Origin of the sequence: Roseiarcus sp., assembly GCF_052145395.1 — a bacterium.
GTDB lineage: Bacteria > Pseudomonadota > Alphaproteobacteria > Rhizobiales > Beijerinckiaceae > Roseiarcus.
This window is the reverse complement of sequence record NZ_JBKQOT010000297.1, coordinates 1-3,363: the sequence shown is the minus strand read 5'-3', so window position 1 is coordinate 3,363 and position 3,363 is coordinate 1. Positions and strand designations below refer to the sequence as shown.

Here is a 3,363-nt window from a genome sequence, read left to right as displayed (position 1 = left end):
CAAGGCTCTCGCCGCCGGGGCGCATGAGGGCGTCCTCAAGGGCAGCGGTCGCATGATCGTCGGCTCAGTGTCTGCGGAGGTCTACCGGCGGAGCATGTCCGCAAGGCAGCGGGCGGGCCCGACACGGCCAAGCCGGACAGCGCCGCGACGACGACGACGACGAAACCCGCGTCAGAACAAACCACGAACCCACTTCCTCCCGCCCCAGTGGCGACGGGCAACCCTGACCCGGCCCCCGCGACAGACGCCTGGGATGCGCTCAAGGTTGGTTCCTACGTGGTCGGGAAATATTGGGAAAGCGATGGCGAGCCGTACGGTTGGTGGCTCGGCGTCATCGCCGGCATCGACAAGAACGACTTCTACATCCGTTGGCCCGACGAGCCCTTGAAGCCCGCATTGAAGATCGAGCGCAAGCACGTCGCCCTCCTGCACCCCGCGTTCGACGTCACGCGCGAGTGGGAGAAGCGTCGCTAACGGCGTGACGCCAATAATCACGATCAATCAGCTGGGGCGGCCTTCGGGTCGCCCCTCTTCGTTTCGTGCATGCCCATGAACCAGGCGCGCGCCATCCCAACCCCAACCTCAAGAGAGCAAAGCCATGACCAGCACCATGTCCAAATCCGAAGCCATCCGCACCCTCAACGACGCCTTCCGCCGCACCTTCGTCGGCGGCATGGTCATGATCACCGCCGGCGTCGAAGCCATGCCGCGCGATCAGCGCCGCGCGTTGCTGGCGAAGGTCCGCGCCTTCGAGACCTTCAGCGACGATAACGATCCGCACGGCGAGCACGACTTCGGCGCGGTGGACGAAGCCGGCGTCCGCTGCTTCTGGAAGATCGACTTGTATGAGGCGACGAAGGTCAAGCGCTATTTCATTGCCAAACCTCTTTCTTCGCCGCTGCCAGGTGGGGGGCGTCGATCTCAGTGCATTCGGTCGTGGCCATGCGCTCCAGCGCATCGACTTGTATCCGGTGAGAGCGAAAGCACTCTCTTCCCACAATCGGTATTCACGGTTGCCGAAAGCCCGAAAGCGCAGGTGGCGGACCAAACTACTACGAGGCCGAGAACGGCCATCTATCTTCCCGGTCGCCAACCGCCTTGCCGCCTGCGCGGCAAGCTCTATGAGCGCGTATCAACCCTTGAGCGTAGCTCCTTCGGGGACGATGCCGTCCTCGACAAAACGCCACAGCGCGATTGCAAGTTTTCGGGCCAGCGCGACAATGCCGACCTTGCGGCCCCGCATGCCTTTGGAGCCGAAGCGCTCGCGCCACCACAGCGAAAGTTTGCTGTCGGGCTGATAGCGGAGCCAGAACCAAGCCAGCTCGACGAGCGTTTGCCGCGCGAGCTTGTTGCCGGCCTTGCTGATCCCTTGATCGCGGTCGACGTCGCCACTGTTGTAGGGGCTGGGCGAAAGCCCAATGAACGACGCCACATGTCGTCTGGTTTCGAACGTTCGATGATAGACCTCAGCGACCAGCACGGTCGCTGTCGTCTCGCCCACGGCTGCAAGCTTCGACAGACGCTGGACCTTCTCGGCGTTCGGGAAGTGTCCGGTGTTGTCGTTGAGGGCTTCCTTTCTATCGGCCTCGACCTCCGCGATCTGTCGCGAGACCATCTCGTAGCGCGTGAGCATGCGGTCGATGTCGCGTCGGAGGAATGGCGCAAGCGGGCGGCCGTCACCGGTCTTCATCGATTCGAGCCTTTCTCTGACGCCCTTGCTGATGCGTTTGCCGGTGAGCCAAATTCCGTGGAGCGCCAGAAGTCCCTTGATCCGTCCAACGATGCTGGCGCGCTCCTCAACCAAGTATTTTCGTTCTCGTTCGATTCGCTTTGCATCCTCTTGTTCGACAGTCGGAATATGAACCTCGCGCGCCACTCCGCGATCACCAGAAAGCCATGTGCGCAATGTGCGTGTCATGCCTTCCGCATCAAGGCGATCCGTCTTGGCGCGGCGGCCACGGCGCGGCATCAAGAAGCTCGCCGGATCGAAAACAACTGCGCGAATGCCCCGCGCGATCAGAAGCCGGGCAAGCCAAAAACCATCGTAGCCGACCTCGTAGCACAACACGATCTGAAGCGGCCGACCCAACTCGCGCTCTGCCTTCGCCTTGCCGTTGCTAAGAATGCCGATCAGACGATCAACATCACCGGTCTTGATCTTGTGGACAGTCGCCTTGCTGTCGCCTGGCCCGGCAAATGCGCAAACCCAACTCGTCTTGCTCAGTTCAAGCGCTGCGCAACAAACGTCGCGCGTATCAATGGCTATCGTCATTGGCGGAACTCCCGTCTTGCTCACCAGCGTGACCCTCATAGGAGGGCACGATTCGGTGCCGTCCCGCTTCATAGGATCTACTACGACCGCGCCACCGAGTTCGGCTCGCCCGACCCCGCCGATCCCGCCGTCACCACGCGCGTCCTGACGATCATGCGCGCCGACGAATACTGAGCGCGTCGCGATCCCCCCGGCGAGCGAGAGAACCCCGCAACGCCCACCCCAATGGCCGCGCCGCCGCTCCCATCGACGGCGCTGGCGCCCTCATGACCATCAACCCCAGGAGACATACCAACGCCCGGCAAACAGGCCAAGGTCGTCACACCCCCCATGCTGAAGCGCATGCTCCGCCACGTCTCGCGTTCCTCGTTTCCGGCCCGCGACCGCGCGATGATCCTACTCTCGGTGAAAGCCGGCCTGCGGGCCTGCGAGATCGCCGGCCTCGATTGGTCGATGGTGCTCGACGCGCAGGGTCGGGTTTCTGACACGATCCACGTCCGCGACATCATCGCCAAGAAACGCCGGGGGCGGCGGATTCCCATGCATCCCGATCTGCGGCCCGCGCTCGAGAAGCTGGCGCTGACTGTGGAGCCCGCCGGCCCCGTGATCCGTTCCTACCGCGGCGGGCCACCTGACGGCGAACAGTGTCGTCAATTGGTTCGTCGCCCGGTTCAAGGAACTCGGCTTCGAGGGCTGCTCGTCGCATTCCGGGCGGCGCAGTTTCATCACCCTCGCCGCCCGCAACATCCATCGCTCGGGATGCAGCCTGCGCGACGTGCAATTGCTCGCCGGCCATAGCTCCATCGAGACGACCGAGCGCTACATCGACGGCGACACGTACGCGCAGCGAAGGCTGGTTGGTTACGTGTAGGGGTCTGACCGTGATCACTCATCAGCAGGTCATCGGCTCGTTCGCGGAGCGCTCCAGGGCGACGTGGCCTTCAACGATCCAGGAACGTCGGGTCGATGCGTGCGTGCAGCGCGCGCCCCGCCAACGGCTGGAGTTCAATCCATGAGCAATCCCTTCAAAGAGTTCGTCGAGGAGATGGCTCGGCTGGCCGTCCACGAGGACGACACCGAGGAGAGCCGGG

The 3,363-nt window shown here is 63.5% G+C and carries 5 protein-coding genes and 2 pseudogenes; 5 read left to right on the top strand and 2 right to left on the bottom strand.

Annotated features, from left to right (window positions below):
• Positions 1-276: 276 nt before the first annotated feature.
• Positions 277-474, top strand: a complete 198-nt coding sequence (locus ACLP25_RS10020; protein ID WP_442469047.1) for a hypothetical protein — start codon at positions 277-279, stop codon at positions 472-474.
• Positions 475-598: 124 nt separating this feature from the next.
• A pseudogene (locus ACLP25_RS10015) lies at positions 599-844 on the top strand (DUF3768 domain-containing protein); the annotation flags it as partial.
• Between the two features lie 288 nt (positions 845-1,132).
• Here the strand turns inward: ACLP25_RS10015 and ACLP25_RS10010 are convergent.
• Positions 1,133-2,272, bottom strand: a complete 1,140-nt coding sequence (locus tag ACLP25_RS10010) for an IS110 family transposase (protein WP_442469050.1) — start codon at positions 2,270-2,272, stop codon at positions 1,133-1,135.
• Between ACLP25_RS10010 and ACLP25_RS10005 the strand changes: the two genes are divergently transcribed.
• From ACLP25_RS10005 to ACLP25_RS09995, 3 genes and pseudogenes are all read left to right on the top strand, one after another.
• Positions 2,162-2,446: a DUF3768 domain-containing protein gene (locus tag ACLP25_RS10005; RefSeq protein WP_442469049.1), complete on the top strand. Its 285-nt coding sequence runs from the start codon at positions 2,162-2,164 to the stop codon at positions 2,444-2,446. The genes ACLP25_RS10010 and ACLP25_RS10005 overlap by 111 nt on opposite strands.
• Positions 2,447-2,602: 156 nt before the next feature.
• A pseudogene (locus ACLP25_RS10000) lies at positions 2,603-2,791 on the top strand (tyrosine-type recombinase/integrase); the annotation flags it as partial.
• Positions 2,792-2,903: 112 nt separating this feature from the next.
• Positions 2,904-3,143 carry a tyrosine-type recombinase/integrase gene (locus tag ACLP25_RS09995; RefSeq protein WP_442469048.1) on the top strand — a complete coding sequence of 80 codons (240 nt, stop codon included), beginning with the start codon at positions 2,904-2,906 and terminating at the stop codon, positions 3,141-3,143.
• Positions 3,144-3,164: 21 nt separating this feature from the next.
• On the opposite strand, the gene ACLP25_RS09990 is transcribed toward ACLP25_RS09995, so the two are convergent.
• On the bottom strand, positions 3,165-3,363 hold a 199-nt coding region (locus ACLP25_RS09990; protein ID WP_442469046.1), incomplete at its 5' end, for a hypothetical protein.

Excerpts from the sequence above, each read along its gene's own strand:
- ACLP25_RS10010 (WP_442469050.1), bottom strand. The coding sequence starts at position 2,272 with ATGACGATAGCCATTGATACGCGCGACGTTTGTTGCGCAGCGCTTGAA.